Annotated in this window: 18 protein-coding genes; 2 read left to right on the forward strand and 16 right to left on the reverse strand. The window is 48.4% G+C overall.

Annotated features, from left to right (window positions below):
• Nucleotides 1–8: 8 nt before the first annotated feature.
• The 15 genes from ACKKE8_RS24185 to ACKKE8_RS24255 form a co-directional block, all read right to left on the reverse strand.
• On the reverse strand, nucleotides 9–1736 hold the full coding sequence (locus ACKKE8_RS24185; protein ID WP_409175256.1) for an ABC transporter permease: 1728 nt from the start codon (nucleotides 1734–1736) through the stop codon (nucleotides 9–11).
• 14 nt (nucleotides 1737–1750) lie between these two features.
• Nucleotides 1751–2827: an ABC transporter ATP-binding protein gene (locus ACKKE8_RS24190; RefSeq protein ID WP_409175257.1), complete on the reverse strand. Its 1077-nt coding sequence runs from the start codon at nucleotides 2825–2827 to the stop codon at nucleotides 1751–1753.
• A 124-nt stretch (nucleotides 2828–2951) separates the two neighbouring features.
• Complete coding sequence (locus tag ACKKE8_RS24195; RefSeq protein WP_409175258.1) at nucleotides 2952–4076, reverse strand: extracellular solute-binding protein; 1125 nt, start codon at nucleotides 4074–4076, stop codon at nucleotides 2952–2954.
• A gap of 24 nt (nucleotides 4077–4100) precedes the next feature.
• Nucleotides 4101–5279 (reverse strand): ROK family protein, encoded by a 1179-nt coding sequence (locus ACKKE8_RS24200; RefSeq protein WP_007726551.1) that lies wholly within the window; start codon nucleotides 5277–5279, stop codon nucleotides 4101–4103.
• Nucleotides 5280–6082: 803 nt separating this feature from the next.
• The gene (locus ACKKE8_RS24205) at nucleotides 6083–6361 is read right to left on the reverse strand and encodes a hypothetical protein (RefSeq protein WP_106778703.1); all 279 of its coding nucleotides are present in this window, start codon (nucleotides 6359–6361) and stop codon (nucleotides 6083–6085) included.
• A gap of 210 nt (nucleotides 6362–6571) precedes the next feature.
• Entirely contained in the window at nucleotides 6572–7453 is an 882-nt protein-coding gene (locus ACKKE8_RS24210) for a LysR family transcriptional regulator (protein WP_409175259.1), read from the reverse strand.
• A 130-nt stretch (nucleotides 7454–7583) separates the two neighbouring features.
• Nucleotides 7584–8552 (reverse strand): threonine/serine dehydratase, encoded by a 969-nt coding sequence (locus ACKKE8_RS24215; protein WP_409175260.1) that lies wholly within the window; start codon nucleotides 8550–8552, stop codon nucleotides 7584–7586.
• 16 nt (nucleotides 8553–8568) lie between these two features.
• Nucleotides 8569–9714, reverse strand: coding sequence for a M20 family metallopeptidase (locus ACKKE8_RS24220; RefSeq protein WP_409175261.1), 1146 nt, complete (start codon nucleotides 9712–9714; stop codon nucleotides 8569–8571).
• Nucleotides 9715–9730: 16 nt separating this feature from the next.
• Nucleotides 9731–11146, reverse strand: coding sequence for a YfcC family protein (locus tag ACKKE8_RS24225; RefSeq protein WP_409175262.1), 1416 nt, complete (start codon nucleotides 11144–11146; stop codon nucleotides 9731–9733).
• Nucleotides 11147–11257: 111 nt separating this feature from the next.
• Nucleotides 11258–12379 carry an aminotransferase gene (locus ACKKE8_RS24230; protein WP_409175263.1) on the reverse strand — a complete coding sequence of 374 codons (1122 nt, stop codon included), beginning with the start codon at nucleotides 12377–12379 and terminating at the stop codon, nucleotides 11258–11260.
• A 33-nt stretch (nucleotides 12380–12412) separates the two neighbouring features.
• Entirely contained in the window at nucleotides 12413–13462 is a 1050-nt protein-coding gene (locus tag ACKKE8_RS24235) for an ornithine cyclodeaminase family protein (protein WP_409175264.1), read from the reverse strand.
• 127 nt (nucleotides 13463–13589) lie between these two features.
• The gene (locus tag ACKKE8_RS24240; protein ID WP_409175265.1) at nucleotides 13590–14321 is read right to left on the reverse strand and encodes an IclR family transcriptional regulator; all 732 of its coding nucleotides are present in this window, start codon (nucleotides 14319–14321) and stop codon (nucleotides 13590–13592) included.
• Nucleotides 14322–14348: 27 nt separating this feature from the next.
• Nucleotides 14349–15038, reverse strand: a complete 690-nt coding sequence (locus ACKKE8_RS24245; protein WP_409175266.1) for an amino acid ABC transporter permease — start codon at nucleotides 15036–15038, stop codon at nucleotides 14349–14351.
• Nucleotides 15039–15102: 64 nt separating this feature from the next.
• Entirely contained in the window at nucleotides 15103–15915 is an 813-nt protein-coding gene (locus tag ACKKE8_RS24250; RefSeq protein WP_409175267.1) for an ABC transporter substrate-binding protein, read from the reverse strand.
• A 209-nt stretch (nucleotides 15916–16124) separates the two neighbouring features.
• Complete coding sequence (locus tag ACKKE8_RS24255; protein WP_409175268.1) at nucleotides 16125–16847, reverse strand: amino acid ABC transporter ATP-binding protein; 723 nt, start codon at nucleotides 16845–16847, stop codon at nucleotides 16125–16127.
• 213 nt (nucleotides 16848–17060) lie between these two features.
• Here ACKKE8_RS24255 and ACKKE8_RS24260 point away from each other — a divergent pair, with 213 nt between their 5' ends.
• The gene (locus tag ACKKE8_RS24260) at nucleotides 17061–17579 is read left to right on the forward strand and encodes a hypothetical protein (RefSeq protein WP_409175269.1); all 519 of its coding nucleotides are present in this window, start codon (nucleotides 17061–17063) and stop codon (nucleotides 17577–17579) included.
• Between the two features lie 114 nt (nucleotides 17580–17693).
• Here the strand turns inward: ACKKE8_RS24260 and ACKKE8_RS24265 are convergent, their stop codons facing one another.
• Complete coding sequence (locus ACKKE8_RS24265; protein WP_409175270.1) at nucleotides 17694–17897, reverse strand: hypothetical protein; 204 nt, start codon at nucleotides 17895–17897, stop codon at nucleotides 17694–17696.
• 210 nt (nucleotides 17898–18107) lie between these two features.
• On the opposite strand from ACKKE8_RS24265, the gene ACKKE8_RS24270 reads away from it, so the two are divergent.
• A complete protein-coding gene (locus tag ACKKE8_RS24270) occupies nucleotides 18108–19265 on the forward strand; it encodes a serine hydrolase domain-containing protein (RefSeq protein WP_409175271.1) in 1158 nt (385 codons plus the stop codon).
• The last annotated feature ends 193 nt before the right edge of the window (nucleotides 19266–19458 follow it).

The following is a 19458-nucleotide window of genomic DNA, read 5'->3' on the forward strand; positions in this document are numbered from 1 at the left end:
ATCCAGCTTTACACGGCAGTTCCCGCTTTATCTCCGGTCAGTTTTCTGGAGATGAACAACACGATGATGATGACCACGATTTGCAAGACACCATAGGCGCAAGCGGTGCCGAATTCATTACTGTACATGCGTTGGAATACCGCGACAGACAATGGCGTTGTCTTCGGTGTGAAGATCAGAATCGAAGCCACGAACTCCCCGATACACTGAACAAATGCCAAAAGCGTACCTGCAAGAATTCCACCCCAAGCCATCGGGAACACGACACGTCTGAAGCTGTACCACCAGGAAGCACCCAGATTCCGCGCAGCCTCCTCTACAGATGGGTCCATCTGCATCAAAGTCGCATTTGTAGAGCGAAACACAAGTGGTAGATGTCGGACAAAATACGCCAACGGAATAATCCAGAACGATCCGATCAATACCTGACCAAAGCTGAATGCATTCGGCTCACTGAACGCTGCAATCAGGTTGATCGCCACAACTGTCCCTGGCAATGCCCATGGCAGCATGATCAACACATCAAGAAGCGTTTTCCCGCGAAACTTGAGGCGAACCGTGGCATATGCCGCAGCTACACCGAAAATGACGATCCCGATTACCGCGATAGCGGACAGCTGCAAGCTGTTGAGAATCGGACGCCATGTCTTGCTATCCGTGAACAAATCCATGTAATGCGACAACGTATACTCCGGAGGTAATATTTGCACCGTCCAGGTACCATCCACCGAGAAGGAGATGAGTACCAATACGAGAATTGGCAGCATCAGAATGACTGTACCGATAAAAGACAGCACAATCGTGGTGTAGCGTCCCGCTTTGCTCTTGATCTCGGTACGATGCACGCTGACCCCTTTGCTCAAGTTCTGGTAGTTGCGCGCGCCTTGGTACCAACGCATGATCAAAAGAAAAGCCACAGAAACAATCGAAAGAATCGTAGACTGTGTCGCAGCCATGTCCAAATCCCCATTGGTGCGAGACAAATAGATTTGCATCGTCATCGTCCGGTCAATGCCGAAAATGAGTGGCGCCGTATAAGAAGCCATCGAAATCATGAAAACCAAGAGTGAAGACGCGACCATGGCTGGCGTAAGCATCGGCAAAATAATGCGCCGCCAAACGGTAAAGCGATTCGCTCCAAGACTGGCTGCCGCCTCTTCCAAGGACGGGTCGAGTCCCTTGATTGCTGCTGTAGCTGTCATGAAGAAGTAGGTGTACATCGTAAACGTATGAACGACGACCACACCCCAAATTCCTTTTAGCGAGAAAGGAACCTGGGCAAGCCCGAACAGCTCTTTGATCGCTCGTGGAATAATTCCGCTCTCTCCATACAAAAAGGTAAACGAGAGAACACCAATGAGTGGAGGCAACGCCATCGGAACCAAAGCCAGCACAGAAAGTATTTTTCGTCCAGGAAAATCATAGCGTTCCAATAAAAACGCCATCGCGACGCCAACAATTCCGCACGTAATGACACTCAGAACCGATATGTAGATACTGTTCCACAACGCTTCCAGGTTGGCGGTATGCTCCAGGCTGAAGAAGCGAATGTAGTTTTTCCACGTAATTTCTTCATCGATTTTGATACTCGCAACGAACGTTTCGAACAATGGATAAATGACATAAGCCAACAATATTAAAAAGAGTGGCGATACCAGCACGTAGACGAAGGCGGGTGAAGCGGTGATGGACTTTCGTCTGGCTGCTGTCGGCGCTTGCTGCAACTCTGCTCTCAAAAGCTTCTTCCCCCTTATCCGGCAAAATAAATGCTCTCTTTCGGTATATGTAGGCCGATGACATCGCCGCGCTGTTTAATCGGTCGTCCCAGGTTGATGGACATGCTACGCAGGCTTTCCGCTCCTACTTCCGTGACGTAATTGACACACGCCCCTGTAAATTCAGACATGACAACAGAGCCTGTTACTACATTTTGTCCCTCGTTGCCTGTGCTCTCCAGAACGGATTCAGGACGAATGGACATTGTCACTTTCTCCCCAACTGACAGCTGTGCACGTGGCGAAGCATTTTTCTTAAAGCCGCTGAGCATTTGTCCAGAGGCCGTGCGAACCAGCACTTCATCGCCTTCAAACCCTGTAACTGTCCCTTCCCACAGATTCGTCTCGCCGATAAAAGAAGCGACAAAACGGTTTACGGGACGATGGTAAATCTCATGCGGTGTGCCGATCTGCTGCACTTCTCCGCTCTGCATGACCATAATCCGGTCTGACATGGACATCGCTTCCGCCTGATCGTGCGTGACGTAAATCGTCGTAATCCCCAGCTCTAGCTGGAGTCTCTTGATCTCGAAACGCGTTTCTTCGCGAAGCTTCGCATCCAGATTGGACAGCGGCTCATCCAACAGCAGAATCTGCGGCTCGATGACCAGCGCCCGTGCCAGTGCTACCCGTTGCTGTTGTCCCCCGGAAAGCTGATCAATGCGGCGTTCGCCATAGCCTTCCAGACGGACCAGCTTCATGATCCGTTCTACGCGCTCTTTTGCATCTGTTTTGTTCACTTTCCGAACCTGCAAGCCAAACGCGATATTTTCAAAAACAGTCATGTGCGGGAACAACGCGTAGTTTTGGAATACCATCCCGGTATTGCGCTTATGGGGAGGAAGAGATGTAACCTCCTGTGATCCAAAGCGGATATGGCCTTCCGTTGGATAATAAAAGCCGGCAATCATGCGCAGGGTAGTCGTTTTGCCGCAGCCACTCGGACCGAGAAAAGTAAAAAACTCTCCTGATTCGATATGAATGTGAACATCTTCGACCCCTTTTGCTTGGCCAAACCTTTTGTGAACGTGATCAAGTGTTACGCTGCTCATCGGGTTGTGTTTCCTCCTTCATCGCAAGTCATTTCAAGCTGACGGCCGTTTTCAAACAACTTCTATAAGTGACTAGACGGAAAGGACAACGCCTTCCCGCCTAGCTGCTTGGAAAAAAACTTCCTTACTTTTTGCCTTTCCCCTTGATGTTTTCATCCCAATGCTGCATCCACTCTTTTTCTTTTTCAGCCATGACAGCCCAATCGAGTTCCATTGGCTTCAGCTCGAGATTTTTCATGAAGTCTGGCAATTCGTCCTTGCTGATGTCTGTACGAGATGGGAACTGGAAGCGCTCCTTCGCCAATTGAGCAGCGATTTCAGGACTCATCAAGAATTCCATAAACGTTTTCGCTGCATCCAGATTTTTCGCGCCTTTTACCAGAGCCACGCCGTCTACGAGAATCGGTGCCCCGCTCTTCGGATAAATGAAGTCATACGGGTGGTTGTTCTTTTTGCTTTGGATCAGAACGTCTTGGAGGTTCCACAAGGAAATGACACCCTCTTGACGATCCAGCTTCAGATACAGGTTTGTCGGGTCTTGTGTGTACTCTTTTGTATTGGCATCGAGCTTGGTCAGCCATTCAAAACCTTTTTCAGGAGTGTCCGCCCCTTGACGGAAGATCATTGCAGAATAAATGGTACGCATCGTGCCGGACGGCAGTACGTTTCGGATGACGATCTTGTCTTTGAATTTCGGATCGATCAATTCGTCCCAATCTTGTGGTGCTTCTTCTGGCTTCAGCACCTGCGAGTTGTACATGATAACCTCTGGCAAAAGCATTTCGCCATACCAGCGATCTTGCGGATCTTTGTACAAATCTGGAACCTTGTCTGCAAAAGTCGGCTTGTAAGGCTCCAACAGATCTTCATTGGCTGCTGTCGCTAGAGCAGATTGGGTACCGCCCCACCAGAAGTCAGCCTGCGGGTTCGCCTTCTCTGCACGAACGCGCTCCAAAATTTGTTGGGCACCCATTTCGAGTGTTTCCACTTCAATGTTCGGGTATTTTTCTTTGAATTTTGGCAACACGATTTCAAAAATGTTTTTGTCCCGTCCGGTGTAAATCACCAGTCTTTGTGGGTCACCCGATGAATCAGCAGGTTGAGCAGCCGTGCCTGATTGGCCGCCTGCGCTGTTGTCGGCAGGCTTTGCTTCCTGTCCTCCACTGCCGCACGCAGCTACAGTCAGAGCCAAGGAGCTGACAAATACGCCCTTCATCCATGTTTTCAGCTTGCTAGTTGTCTTCTTCAAAACGAACTCCCCCTCTTGTTCTTCTCACTCTTTGTCAAGCAGTCGTGTGAAAGGAAACGCTTCCAAAACACTATGGACAGCACCAATCAAACCAGCTCGCTCCCCCAGACTCGCTTTTTCAAGATTAGGCACCTCAGGCACCCACTCTCTCAGCCATTCGTGAATTTGCTTCACCCCTTCACCATCGACGTGGACCATCTCCCCGCTCAGGATCAATATTTCCGGGTTCAAAATACTGATGATGTTCGCCATTCCGTACGCCCAATGTCGATACACATCTGCAAGAAGCTCTTTTGCTTCTGCATTTTGTTTGGCGTGCCGGATCAGCTCTTCTATGACACTCGACCCTTCCTGAAGGTCAGAGAGAAATCCCTTAGCCTGCTCTTGGATGCCCGGAATCGAATAATGCGTCTCAAACACGCCTGACGCGCCATTCGGGCGATTATGTACCGGGCCGATCATCATGAAGCCGATTTCTCCTGCTGCCTCACGACTTCCCCGATAAAACTGTCCATCCAAAATGATCCCGGCCCCAATCCCTGTTCCTACGTACATGTAGACGACATTGGTATGGCCGACCCCTGCTCCACGGACGTACTCGCCCAGTGTCATCATATTCACGTCATTGTCGATAATGACGGGCAGTCCGAGTCGCGCTTCGATAGTCTGCTGAATCGGTGAACCCATCCACCCGGTGCTGGGTGAAAAGCTGACGGTTCCACTGCCACGCTGTGTAACCCCTTGCAAGCCGACGCCCATTCCGAGTAGACGCTCTCGCGGGATGCCACTTTCACGCAGCAAGCGATCCAGTCCCGCTGCCAAATCTTCGATAACGGTTTCGCCATTCGCTGGTTGTGCCAGCCGTTTGCGATAGCGAGCCAAGAACTCGCCTTTCATATCCGCGATGGCCATGTCCAGGGTAGATCCTTCAAAAATCGCTCCGGCAATGGCGTAGGCCTGATAGTTGTACTCCAATAAAATCGGCTTGCGGCCGCCTTTGGAATCGCCCATTCCTACTTCTTGCAGGAGGCCTTCCTGGATCATTTCATCTACGAGGGCGGAAACACACGGACGGCTGAGCTGTGTCTGTTTGGAGATATCCGCGCGGGAAATTTGCCCGTGCAAGACGACCTGTTGCAATACTTCTTCTTTATTCAGTTTTTTCACGAGTTTGCTGTTACCTGTTTTTTTGGGAGCTTGCACGCTTCATCGATCACCGCCACACAGTTAGTTAACATTACTAACAAAGATAACCAAATTATAGACACGACGACCATCAATAGTCAAACAATTTACATTTGTCTTTCATATATTTTTTGGTTTTTTAGTGTATATACCCATTGTTAAAAAATACTAAAAAATGTGGTTGTTACGCTGTTGTGGTGGGGAGGAAACAGGAGAAAACGCTCAGCTTCTTGTCCCACCCGCTGGGGGATTCACTGCCCGCCTCCATGCAAAAAGCGAAACCGCGTCCAAAGTGGTCCATTCAGGATGTGTTTCAGAGGTGGACGCTTAAGAGCGTGTTTCGCTTTTTGCATTCCGTCTCGGCCGGTGTACCAAAGATCTTCGCTTATTTCTCCTGTTTCCTCTACGAGCTTTCCCGTGTTTAAATGAGCTTTTAAGGATTTAAAAGAACGAAGAAATACCATCAGTTACGACAGAGAAGAATATTTCCAGACGTAGCGACTTGTGGAGTCCTACCGAGCGGAGAAGGGATTCGCGGGTAAAAGAAACGCAACCGTGCCCATGCGACGTAGCGGCTACCACTTTTGCGTTTCCCCGCGAATCCCTTCGGAGCGGACAGTCTCAACCCTCAGCGGGACGGAGCCTGGAGCCTAGACTGGAAATATTCTTCTCCCCACCGCAGCCACCGTCTTTCAGATGGTTTTTAGATTATTTTCCATGATTACTCTTTTGCGTTGTGGGAATAAAAAAGCACATCACCCTCTACAGGGGAATGTGCTTGGAACACTACTCTTCTTTTCCTGATAACCAAACGTCCTCTATTAGTCTATGTATCCAGCGACTCCTTTTTTAATCAAGTATTCCATCTCTACATCCAGGATCTTCTCGACGGTGATCTCATCCAGCTTCACATCTGACTTACCCATGACGTAATCTACGAGATCATCAAAATCAACGTCGACATCACCTTTTGCATCTGCCTTCGCACTGTTCATGTACGCTTGCTCATGCTTGAGTACGATCCTGATTTTTTCCGGGTCTACTTTTGTTTTCGTAGCTACATGCGAAACGAGTTCGGTTTCGTTTACTTGCTTACTCATTTGTTGTCATCTCCTATTTTTCTCACCTTCTGTCATTTTACACTATCATTGCCGTTCCAAATGAAAGAAATCAAAATTATATCACGCAAACAACCCTCGCTCTAGGAGGTGCAAGTATTGTTTCCAAGAGATAATTTGCCCTTATGTCGAGTTGGGAATTCGGTAATCGCACATAACTTGTTGAAAGTAGCGGACAGCCCCTTGCCATGACTACTCTTCTCTTACCGATAACCAGACGTCTTTGACCAGCTCCATGAAGGTCTGGATCGCAGGCTCTTCTCTTCGGCGTTCCAAACAGACTAGCGATGTTTCTGCTTTCTTGGAAAAGCGGAACAGCTCGATCAGTTCGCCTGTTCGCAGTTCTTTTTCCACGAGAACCTTACTGAGCAGGGCTATGCCTGTTTGATTCAGGACTGACCGTTTGATAGTTTCTTCGCTGCTACATTTAATGACAGAGGGTGGGATGTAGTTTAACTCCAACAGGCATTGGGTAATAAATTCATCGAGATTGCACCCCTCCTGATAAGACAAAAAAGGAAAGGTCACGAGTGCATCTGCCAGTGTCTTGTCCTTCATCAAATCAGGAGAAGCAATCAAGGTGAATTGTTCTAAGTCCACGACACTGGAATGAATACCTGGTTGCGAGGTGGTGCCCGCAATGATCCCAATATCCGCCTCGTGGGCTTGGATTTTTTTCAAAGTCTCCTGACTGGTGCATGAAATCACCTGCAGATTGACCTGTGGATGTGTCTCTACATATGCTTTCAGAATTTGTGGCATGTATTGGATGCAATAAAACTCCGGGGCCGCCACGACCAGCGGTCCTACAGGCATGTCCAAGTGATTAAGTCCCTCCGCCATGTGCTGGAGAACGTAGAAAAGCTGATCCGTATGTTGTTTCACTATTTTTCCGGCCGGTGTCAAAAACGTGCGCTTGCCTACCCGATTGAGCAAGGGATGTCCCAGCTCCCGCTCCAATGCTTGAATCTGGAGTGTAATTGTAGGCTGGCTGTATCCGAGTTGCTCTGCAGCCTTCGTCAAGTTCAAATGCTCGGCAACGACCTGAAATGTCTTCAGATTGCGTAACTCCATGATTGATTATCCACTCCCTCACCGAACGACACCCATTCTTCGTGTAAGTGCGTGTCCAAAAAGTCGGCTTTTTGAACAACCTCTGTTAGAAAAAGTGTAGCCGAGAGTGGCTCTATGTTCAACCGATACCCTATGCGTGCTTCCCTATAATCTCCGCCAGCTTGCGAGCATCTACATTACTGCCGCTCACGATCGTCAGTACCTTTTTCCCTGCCAGATCGGGTACCGTTCCCTGCATGAGTGCAGCAATACCTACCGCCCCTGAGCCTTCCACCATCAGATGATGCTCCTTTGCCAGCCAGCTCATGGCTTGGGCAACATGTTCTTCCTCTACGAGCAGGAAGTCATCGACGATCTGCAGGGCCAAGTCCAGATTGCCTTGTGTAATACCCCCATGAAGACCATCTGCGAGTGAATCGCTGTATACCACCTCAGCCAACCGCTTTTCGCGGAACGAGTAGTACCATGGCGGAGACGCATGTGTCTGAATCCCAATCACCTGCACATCCGGATTGATTGCCTTTGCTGCGAGCGCTACTCCGCAAATTAACCCTCCGCCGCCAGCAGGTACGAGAATGACGTCAAAATCCGGCTCTTCCAAAAGAGCCTCCAGTGCCGCCGTGCCCTGCCCTGCTATGATCTCGTTGTCTTCAAAGGCATGGACGAATGTCCGCCCTGTTTCTTTTGCCAGCTCATAGGCATATCTTTCTGCGTCATCATAGCTGTCTCCATGCACGACCAACTCCGCACCGTAGCGCTTGATCCCCGCTTTTTTGGTCTCTGGTGCGGTATTGGGTACGACGATCAAGGCCGACATCCCTCGAAGCGATGCCGCATACGCGACCCCTTGCGCATGGTTGCCTGCTGAAGCGGTAATAACACCCCGAGCTAGCTCCTCTTCCGTCAAGGATGCGATTTTGTTAAGCGCACCGCGCGCCTTGAATGAACCCGTTTTCTGATGGCATTCCAGCTTCATCCAGACATCGGCATCCGCGATGGCAGACAGTGCGGGTGATGAAATTAACGGGGTATGGATAACCTTCCCCTTTAGATTCTTGTGAGCTTTTACAATATCGAGAAAGGACACGGACAATGACATGAACTACTCCTCCTTGTCAAAATCTTTTCACTAATTGAATCAATAGTTCAACAGCAGTCGGAATGACATCTTCATCAATGTCAAAACGCGGATGATGGTGCGGATAGCTGCTCTTTTCTCCACGCATTCCTATAAAAATAAAACTACCAGGCTTGCGCTCCAAATAATAAGAAAAGTCCTCGCCACCCATAACCGGCTCCACAATAGCAAGACAGCTCTCGCCAAATTGATCGGTTACGACATCAGCAACAAATCGACTCATTCGCTCATCGTTGACAACAGGCGGGGTCCCCCAATCTACCATGACTTCACCATCTGCGCCCCATGCCGAACACAATGCCTCAATCGTCTGCTTCAGCTCGCGAGCCAAGATCTGCCTCGTTTTTTCCGACTGTGCCCGCAGTGTTCCATATAAAACGGCCTGATTCGGGATGATGTTATAGGTAGAACCAGCTTCCATCCGACAGATGGAAATGACCGCAGGTTCGATCGGATTGACGCAGCGCGCCACGATTCCTTGTACCGCGTTAATCACCTGACTGGCCACATAGATCGGATCGACTGTTTCGTGCGGCATCGAGCCGTGTCCTCCACGTCCGGTTATGACGATGCGCAGGTCATCAGCAGACGCCATCATCGCGCCCATACTGATTCCGATCTTTCCTTTCTCAAGAGGCTGCCATAGATGCAGGCCAAAGACAGCGTCCACATCATCAATCGCACCTTGACGGACGATAGCTTGCGCTCCACTAGGGAGCATTTCTTCTGAGGATTGAAATAGAAAAAGCACATTTGGTGCTACGTCTGCGCGGTTTTCCGAGAGCCATTTGGCTGCTGCTAGCAAAATGGCCGTATGTCCATCGTGACCGCATACATGAGCGACACCTTCATTTTTCGAGAGATAGGGCTTCTCTCCCTCTTCAACTATCGGTAGTGCATCCATATCCGCCCTTAACGCAATGGTTTTCTTGCCATCCGTCCCCCGCAAAATCCCGACCACATTCGGCGGTTCACATGGGATCAGTTCAATTTTCCATTCCTGCAAATACTTCCGAATATAGGCCGCTGTCTGATACTCCTGACTAGACAGCTCTGGATATTGATGCAAGTATCGCCGTTCACTGATGGCCCATTGTGCAAGAGTTGGTGTGCAAAGTGCCATTCATAATCTCCTCCCGTCAATATGGTCCATAACCAATCAGATGCGCGACAACGACAGCGACTGTTGCAATCCCGTACTGCATCAGGATCAGCGGCATAATCCATTTCATCCAGCGTAACCACGGGATGCCAGCCAAAGCCAAACCAGCCATGAAATAGCCGGAGGTCGGAATGAAGATATTGGATATGCCATCTCCGAACTGATAAGCAAGAACCGCGGTTTGACGCGTGACGCCAACTAATTCTGCCAAAGGCGCCATGATCGGCATCGTCAATGCAGCCATTCCACTGCCGGACGGAACAATGAAGCTGATCACGGTTTGGAGGACGAGCATGCCAAACGCTGTAAGTGCACTAGGCAATTGATTTAAGACACCAGCAGAATAGTAAAGAATCGTATCTAGTATATGACCGTCATTAAGTACCACAACAACTGCCCGTGCAACGCCAATGACCAAGGCCCCGGCTATCAGGCCAGCAGCACCTTTCATGAAGTTGTCTACCATTTCGTTGATGCCGAGTCTTCCCACGATTCCGATGATGATGCCCAGCAACAGAAAGATTCCGGATAGCTCGGTGAGATACCAGCCATATTGAATGACGCCAAAGACCAACACGACAAAGTTGAGAACAAAGCAAGCCAAGATTCCTTTATGTCTGGCCGTCAACTTCAAATCTTCACGCAAAAGCTCAGCCGTGTTTTTCCCTTCAAACAATCCGAAGAAGCCCTGCGAACGGTCTTTTTTGACTTTCGACGCATACCGCAGGACGAATGTAGTCGATACGAAGTACATCACGACAAAAACAGCAATTCGATAACCCATTCCCGAAAAAGTGGGAAGCTCGGCGATGCCTTGGGCAACCCCCACTGTAAACGGATTCATAAGTGCAGATGTAAAACCGACCGACGCTCCTACCAGCACAATGGCAGCTCCAGTTATTGCATCAAAACCAAGAGCAATCGCCAGCGGAATCATGATCGCGATGTAGGGCAATGTTTCTTCAGCCATTCCCATGAGCGAGCCGCCTGTCGCAAAAAACAGCATCATAATGGGAATCAGCCACTTCTCTTGATTCCTGAGTAGACGCGATAGTGTGACTATGAGAGCTTCAATCGCGCCAGTAGCCGTTAAAATACCGAATGTTCCGCCAATTATCAATACAAAAAAGATAATGCCTGAGGCTTCCACCAAACCGGTATGTACGCTGTTTACCAGTCCAAGCGGCTTGACTGGAGATGATTCAATCCACTGAAACGACTGTGGATCAATGACACTCCTGCCGTTTACCTCGACTCGTCCGTATTCCCCAGCAGGCAAAATATACGTCAGGATAACCGCAATCGCAATCACGGCAAAAAGTAATGCGAACACATTCACTTCCCACAGCTTCCTCTGTTTTTTCGGTTGCAAATCTACATTAGGCTGACTCATGATATCCCCCCAGTTAGGTATCGTGATCAGAAATGCCTGTATGCTAGAATTTCTGGATAAGAGTGTCTCTTTTCTTCCACCGAAGAGACACTCCCTCTCCTACTTTATCCCTTATTTGCGCGACTCCAAAAACTCCGATACTTTTGATAGACCTACTTGAAGCACTTCCGTCGAGCAGGCGTACCCGATTCGTAACCACCCTTCCATGTCGAAGCAACTGCCTGGTGTCAAAAACGCCCCTGTAGTTTTAAACAGGTCAATGCAAAACGTTTCCGAAGGAATATCCAGCTCGTACTTGAGCATTGCGGTGGTTCCTGCCTGCGGCTTGACGTAAGAGACCAACGGCTCCCTTGCTACCCACTCATCGAGAATCTGCAAGTTGTCCCGCACGATTTTTAGGTTGCGCTCCATGATTTTGTCGCGGTTTTTCAGTGCATGGACAGCCAGCATATCATCCAGCATCCCGCAGCTGATCGTCGTGTAATCGCGGTGCGTAAAGCAGCTTTTGATCACATCCTGAGGTGCTGCAATCCATCCCAGACGCAAGCCCGCCAATGAAAACACTTTGGACATGCTGCTTGTCGCAATCCCTTTTTCGTACAAGTCGACGATAGATGGTACCACAACCTCCGGGTCTTGGTGCAAGTTTCGATACACCTCGTCACACAGCAAGTAAGCATCTACGGAGCGGGCAATCTCTACGATTTCTCGCAGCAACCCTTCACCCATCAAAGCTCCGGATGGATTGTTCGGATTGTTGATACAAATCAGCTTGGTCTTGTCTGTAACGAGCGAGCGCAGCTCATCCAGATCAGGCAGAAAATCATTTTCAGGCAAAAGTCTGAGCAGCTTGACCTGCGCTCCGAACGACTCCGGTACCGAATAAATTTGCTGATAAGTCGGATGAACGGTAATTACTTCGTCACCAGGCGCAACGAGCGAGAACAAGGTGAGAAAATTCGCTCCGATCGCCCCGTTCATCGCCAAAATGTTCTCCGGCTTCATCGTATGATACATACTCGCGACGAGGCTGCGGAATTCCGGCGAACCCTCGATATGACCGTACGTCAGCTTTTTCTGGGCCATCTCGCGGAAAAACTCTTCCGGCTCATCGGAAAGGCGGATCAACTCTTCTACCGTCAGCGAATCGACGCATGTTTCGGCAATATTGTAAACAGCCTCCATCTCGTAGGCGTTCATCCATTCTTCTACTTTAAAAGGCGCAATTCTCATTGTCGTTCCCCTCCTTATACTATCCTTTCACCCTTACAGATCAACTATCGTTCCTACACCGCGCTTATCCGCTACTTTCAAAATGTGTGCAGCTGTCAGTAAATCTTGGAACGCGATCCCGGTGCTATCAAAAATCGTAATTTCTTCTACATGTTGTCGTCCTTGGGCATGACCGGGGATGACATTGCCGATCTCTGCTGCGATATCGCTTTCTGTTATCAGCCCCTTTTTTACAGCTACCTGCGTCTCTCCCACGCGTACAGCCTGTCCTACATCATCAACGCAGACGCGGGCTTTTGCAAAAAGCCGTTCATCGATTTCCTGTTTTCCTTCCATATCTGCCCCTATGCAGGTAATATGCGTCCCCGGCTTCACCCACTCCGCTTGGATCATCGGTTCACGTGAAGGGGTTGCGGTGATGATAATATCTGCTTGTCTAGTCGCTTCTTCGAGGTTATCCACTGCAATGAACTGCACGTCACAACGACTGGCATACCGCTCGTACTCTTCTCCTGCATATTTGGAAACGAATCTGGTCAAGAGGTTTTCTTTGATTTTGGCGGCAAAGCTTTGCGCCTTTTCTGGTGATCGTGGATTGCAGATGTACACCCGCTTGATCTCTGTCATCGTCATCAGTGTCGCCATGATTTGAAAAGGAGCCTGGTGTCCCGTCCCGACAATCAGCAGGTTCTCCGATTCGGGACGTGCCAAATACTTTGCACCGATTCCACCCGCAGCTCCCGTACGCATGCAAGTAATGTGCTCACCACTCAAAATCCCCTGCGGTACGCCGGTTTGGCTGTCCAATACCATCACAGTTCCAACTAATTGTGGCAGGCCTTTCTTGTCATTGTCACCGAACCACGAGACGAGCTTGAGTCCAAATATATCGGCTTGCGGCAAATGACCGGATTTGATATCCATGTCAGCTCTACCCTCTACGAACTCATGAAAAATAAGCGGAAACAGCGTCGCCTGCTGACTCGATTTCATTTGATAGGCTTGCTCGACCACTTCAATCACGCTGGCCATATCCAGCACATCTTCCGTGGTTTCCTGATTAATCACGCGAAATGGAAACACTATCTTCCCTCCCCACTGTTTCTTTCACACTAACACAGTTTTTCAGGGCGAAAAAATTGAAAGATCCAATGGTTAATATTAAAAAAAGCAAACCCTCCACCAACAAATGCTGGAATGGAGGGTTTGCTTATGCTCCGCCGATTCTTGCCGAAATCGTCGTAGCCTGGCGTTTCACTTTTTCGATGAGTAGGGGCAATCGGTCTTCGGTTACTCGAAAGCACGGAGCGTTGATCGAGAGCGCTCCGACGAGTTGATTTCCGTAGCCGATAATCGGAGCGGCGACTGCCATGGTGCCTTCCGTCTTCTCCTCGTAGCTGATCGCATAGCCACTTTTCTTGGCTTCACTCAGCTGCTCCAAAAATGACGGCTGCTTGTCTAGCGAAAGCTGGGCTGAAACGACTTTCGTGATCGCATCCTGCTTCAAATACGCGAGAATGATTTTGCTAGGGGCGCCGATTGTGAGAGGTATCCGCTCCCCCAGGTTCTCGTCTATGCGTATTTTCAGTGGACTTTCTACTTTTTCGATCGGCATCGAATCCGTCCCTGCCAATACGTTGAGGAAGATACTCTCCTCGACTTCATTCGCCAGCTCCTCCATGAAGGGTCTCGCCACAGCCCGCAGGTTCAGCTTTTCATGCAGGATAAAACCGATTTCCATCCATGTATAGCCCGGCTTGTAATGCTTGGTGACTGGCTCCTGCTCAACCAATCCGAACTGGATCATCGATTCGAGAAAACGGTGGAGCGTGCTGATTGGTAGACCCGTTGCACTCGCTAGCTCCGAAATAGGCCAAGCAGGTTTTTCGTCTGAAATCAGCACCCGAATAATTTTCATCGCCCGTTCGACTGATTGAACCATCTTTCTTTATTCCTCCATGACTAAGAGTTACGCTGCCACACTTGTGTTATCTTTCGCTTGTTTATTGGGGGCTTTGCCTCTGGCTAATCGTGCTTCCAATTTGTTTACAAAATACGAGAAGATCATGATCAATACCAGATAGTACAAGCCTACGACCATGTACGTCTCCAGTTGCTTGTAGTTGGAAGCTGCTTCACCGAGACCAGTTCCCCATAAATCTTGCATTCCAACGTAGGCGACCAACGACGAATCCTTCAATCCGATAATAAACTGATTGCCAAGCGATGGAATCGCCCGACGGAACGCCTGCGGCAAAATGATTCTGCGCATCGCCAACGGGTACGACATTCCGAGTGATCGGGAGGCCTCCATCTGCCCGCGGTCGATTGACTGGATGGAGCCTCGGAAGATTTCCGCAATATACGCACCGTTATGAACTGCCAGCGCGATGGCCCCTGCCCAAAACTGCGAGAGCGTGACCAGATTTGCCAAGCCGAAGTACAGAATACAAATTTGTACGATCAATGGCGTTCCGCGAATGACGGTAATGTAGGTGTGCGCGATGTAGTTCAATGCTTTGTTATCGGATATCCGGAAAAAGGCGATGACAAGACCTACCACACAACCGAGCATCAGGGCAACTGCCGTCAACTGAACCGTGAGCCATGTCGCTTTTAGAAAAAGGGGATAACTGGATAGAAAAATATCAATAATCACGTTCAATCCTCCTCACATGAAGCGTTAAAAGGGGGGCGTCCATCCCGGACACCCCGTTGCCCACTTACTGTTTTTGCAGGATGTTGCGGCCAAACCATTTTTGGCTGATTTTTTCATAGGTGCCGTCTTTGACGATCTCGTCCAACGCCTTGTTGAGCCGATCTACTGCCTCCTGGTCACCCAAGCGCACAGCGATTGCTTGCTCGTCAAAGCTGAGCGGTTCGCCTACGTCTATCACTTTTCCGCCGCCTTCTTTAATGAATCGCAAGCCTACTACCTGGTCGGTAATCACTGCATCGAGACGTCCTGTCGGCAGGTCGAGCAAAGCGGTGATATCGCTATCATATTGCGTGATTTTGTCTTCATCGGTCAGCTTTTTCGCCCAATCCAAGTAGTTGGATGCTTTCACTACGCCGATCTTTTTGCCTTTCAAATCTTCTTTGCTCTTGATCGTTGTATTGCCCTCTTGCACGAAGATTTGCGAACCGGAACGGTAGTATGGATTGGTGAACAAAACAGCTTTTTGACGTTCAGGTGTGACGGTCAAGCTTCCAATGACAGCGTCGTATTTTTTCGCGTCCAGACCAGGGATGATCGTTTCGAATGGATTGGTGATCGGCACTGCGTTCATGCCCATTTTTTCTGCCAGCGCTTGTCCAATTTCTACATCGAAGCCCGTCAGTTGCCCATTTTCCTTGAAGCTAAACGGCTTGTACACGCCACTCATCGCGTACGTAAAATCTTTCTTTCCCCCATCTCCAGAAGCTTGTCCACCTGCTGCCGGTGCACTTTCCTGTGAACCACAAGCCGAGAGCAACAACGAGCCCACTAGAAAAGTAGACAACAGAATTCCGGACCATTTTGCACGTTTTTTCATTGGTGATTCCCCCTGTTTTTCATCTCTAATATTCGTGTTCAAAAAGTCGGCTTTTCAGCACCGAGAAAGTGGTGAGAACCTGAAGAAGGAGGAGCGGAATGTAGCGGACCTACATGAGCACCGGACTTCGAAGGTGAACACCTCTTTCGATGTCGAATCAGCTTTCAGGACTACTTCGTGATCAAAAGTCTACTTTTTGAACTACCTTTTTAACGGATGCTGCCCAAAAACTGCTTGGTACGTTCATGCTGCGGATTTTCAAAGAATTCACTCGGCGGTCCCTGCTCCAGAATTTGTCCATCGTGCATGAACACCGCCCGATCTGCTACTTCACGAGCGAACCCCATTTCATGCGTCACGACGATCATCGTCATTCCTTCTTTGGCGAGCTGCTTCATGACCTGTAGCACTTCACCGACGAGCTCGGGGTCGAGTGCAGAGGTAGGCTCATCAAAAAGCATGATCTTCGGTTTCATGGCAAGTGCCCGGGCGATGGCAACCCGCTGCTTTTGTCCACCGGAGAGCATGTCCGGGTAGGCATCGGCCTTATCCTGCATATTCACTTTTTTCAGGAGTTCGTACGCTAATTGTTTGGCCTCTGCTGCATTCATCCCTTTGACGTGAACAGGCGCCTCGATCAAGTTTTCCAAAACGGTCTTGTGCGGAAACAAATTAAAGTGCTGAAAAACCATGCCGACCTCGGCGCGGAACTGATTCAGATTCGTCTTGTGTGGATCAATCTGCTGACCACCGATTCGAATTTCTCCGCTGTCATAAAATTCCAGAAAATTCAAACATCGAAGCAAAGTACTTTTGCCTGAACCACTGGCTCCAAGCAAGACGACAACTTCCTTTTCTTCCACCGTGAGCGTAACGCCCTTCAACACGGTTAACGGGCCAAAAGATTTGACAAGCTGCTTAACCTCAATCATCCTGCTATCCCCCATTTATATCCCGGATGAATTGCGTAATAGTTTTTCCGAATATCGGAAATGATTTCTGATTTAAATTATAATTATATATTTTCTGATATTCAAGAAAAATATGTTTTATTGAATAAATATTCACGATCGGAATATGGGATAGTTTTCCACCTTGCGTGGAATGAATAAACGGGAGTGTTTTATACATCAAGCAGGACCGTGATGAAAGTAGCAACGTACTTCTATGTAGGACTCATCATCATTTTTCTGCTCTCCGCCTGTTCGCTGCCAGGTCCACAAGCAGCACCTCCGCCACAGCAAGCGACTCCATCTGACCCTGAGCCGGAAGTCAAAAGACCGACAACCGATGAGATCAAAAGTCGAACCATAAACAATCAGTTCACGGTGCCGATCCCGATCACCGAGACATTTACGTTTACCATTCCTCCCTCTTGGACGGGAAATTACATCGTGGAGGAGTTCTCCTCGACGACTAAGCGTCCCCCTCGCCAACAGCCACTGGCGGGCAAGCTGGATGTGCCTACGAAATACGAAGCGCATTTTATGTTCGCTCCCAAATCAGCGAAAGGAAGGGCAATCCTCGCTCCTCACCATTTTTGTCATGACGGTACCACATTGGAATCACCTGTCCAAAATGAAGGGACCGCCACTGGGAGATGTACTGGCAAAAACACATGGGCTGGTATACGTCGTTTCCTTGCCTCAGTCCAATCCCTATGATCCAGCAACTCCAGACGGGAAGCTATATGGGCAGATGGTTATGTCTTTGGAGCAGGTCAAAGCTGCGTTTTCTGTGCAATAAAGAAAAAAGTGGTTGAGCAGCACGATGTCTGCTCAACCACTTTTTCGTGTAAAGACAAATAGCTTCCCATCTGTGTTCAACACTTGTGTCCCTTGGGCTAACTCGATCAAGGACTGGTCCCAGGTCAGGATCATTCCATACGCCGATTCCGGCCATGTCCTGAAGCTGTACATATGAACTTGCTTTAAACAGATCGTGATTGCCAACACCCCCGGCCACTTTGAACTTTCCGGCACAGATGCTCCTTCTACCCTATTATAGAAGCTATTTTAAACGTAAGTAATTTGTAAGGAATGCGTAAGAAAAAAAGAGGTTTTCATTGTGTATGATAAAAAAATAACGAGGCGTGAAAGGCGGAACAGATATGTCTTATATATGAAAAACAAACCAGTTAACTTACAGCAAGCAACCACCTATACAATATGAATAGAGGAGAGAAATGCCTTATGAAAAGACGTAGTCAAATTACATTTGCAAGTCTGGCCCTTTTAATAGCAGGAAGTTCCCTGTTATACACAACGCCAACCTCAATTGTAAAAGCAGAGCCCACTCAAAATGTATCTAGTTCGTTACAAACAAGCACTCAACGAGATCGTAATTCCGTCAAGCAAGCAATGCGGGATACATTGCAACTTGGAATCCCGGGGATACTCGCTAAAACTTCCGAGGATGGAAAAACATGGGGTTACGCCGCTGGGGTATCGAATCTGAGCACTAAGAAACCAATGGAAACAGATTTTCGCTTTCGCATTGGCAGCGTGACGAAGACGTTCACCGCAACAGTTGTACTTCAATTAGCTGGAGAGAACCGGCTGAATCTAGACGACTCCATCGAAAAATGGTTGCCTGGTGTCATTCAAGGAAACGGATATGATGGTAACCAGATTACTATCCGGCAGATATTGAACCATACAAGTGGTATCGCTGAATACTTAAGGTCAAAAGACGCTGATATGATGAATCCCCAAAAATCATATACCGCTGAAGAATTAGTAAAGATTGGGCTTTCTCTGCCTCCAGACTTTGCCCCAGGAAAGGGCTGGTCTTATTCAGACACAGGATACGTATTACTGGGTATCCTTATTGAAAAAATAACCGGAAACAGCTATGCGGAAGAGATTGAAAATCGGATTATTGAACCGCTTGAATTGTCGAATACATTCCTACCTGGCAATTCAAGCGTTATTCCAGGCACCAAGCATGCCCGTGGATATTTCCAACCAGACGGAGCAAGTGAGCTAAAAGACGTTACTTATTATAACCCAAGTATAGCTAGCTCGGCTGGAGATATGATTTCTACTGCTGACGACTTAAATAAATTCTTCTCTTACTTACTCAGTGGCAAATTACTGAAGGAACAGCAATTAAAACAAATGCTTACTACAGTTCCTACAGGAAGTGCTGAAATCAGCGGATATGGTCTTGGAATCTATGAAACTAAGCTTCCAAACGGTGTCTCGATATGGGGACATACAGGTAGCATTCCAGGGTTTATTACTCTTGTTGGGGGTACACTTGGAGGCAAGCATATGTTGACCGTCAATTTGAACAGTATGGGTAAAGCTAACTTTAAAAATATTTTACTTGCAGAATTTAGCAAGTAGGCAAAAAGGAAAACCCGATAAATTTTGTCATAGTTTTTATAGTTAATACCTTTCCGGTCCAAAAACCCCTAACTTACTCTAAAGAATAAATTTGGGTGTTTTTGGAATTTTGGTGGCAACCAATGCTAGTAAGCTAATAAAACAAAATCCTCCCTAAAATGAAAAAATACGCTATTCTTTCTGAAGAATCATA

The sequence above is a fragment of the Brevibacillus fortis genome, assembly GCF_046196545.1.
GTDB lineage: Bacteria > Bacillota > Bacilli > Brevibacillales > Brevibacillaceae > Brevibacillus > Brevibacillus fortis_A.